The following is a 523-nucleotide window of genomic DNA, read 5'->3' on the forward strand; positions in this document are numbered from 1 at the left end:
GGCCATACCGGACAGGCTGAACAGATGAGGAAACGCGTGGGTATAGCGCACCCAGTCACGGCTGACCAGAAACAGGCCCAACGCCAATAGCAGCGGAAACACGCCAATGAGAAAAGGCGTGCCATAGCGCTGTAACCAGGGCCAGCAACGATTGAGAATCGGGTCCGGACGCCACAGCGGAATGCGAAAAAACAGATATTGATGCAGTATCTTTTTCCACCAACGGGTATGCAGGGCGCGCGCTTTGTCCAGATAGCGTTGGCGCTGCTCGGCATCCCCGGAACTGACCAAATCGTGCTGACGCAGAAACTGCAACAGTTGCTCCAGCTCCTTTACCCGCAGCGGCAAACCCGGTTCCTGATTGGCTGCGGCCAGAATCTGCTGCGGGTGGCGCAGCGACCAATAGCGCAGCATCCGGATCGCGGACGGTGCCAGCGTGAAGTAACGCCCGGTGATCGGATCGGAAAGCACCCATTGTGGTGCGCCGTTGCTGCCGGGGGCGGATTCTGCCAATTGAAGATCG

1 pseudogene is annotated in these 523 nt (G+C 58.9%); it reads right to left on the reverse strand.

Annotation, left to right across the window (positions count from 1 at the left end):
* Positions 1 to 523, reverse strand: a pseudogene (locus J5224_RS35075) (peptidase M50); the annotation flags it as partial.

This window comes from Candidatus Symbiopectobacterium sp. NZEC135 (assembly GCF_025962695.1).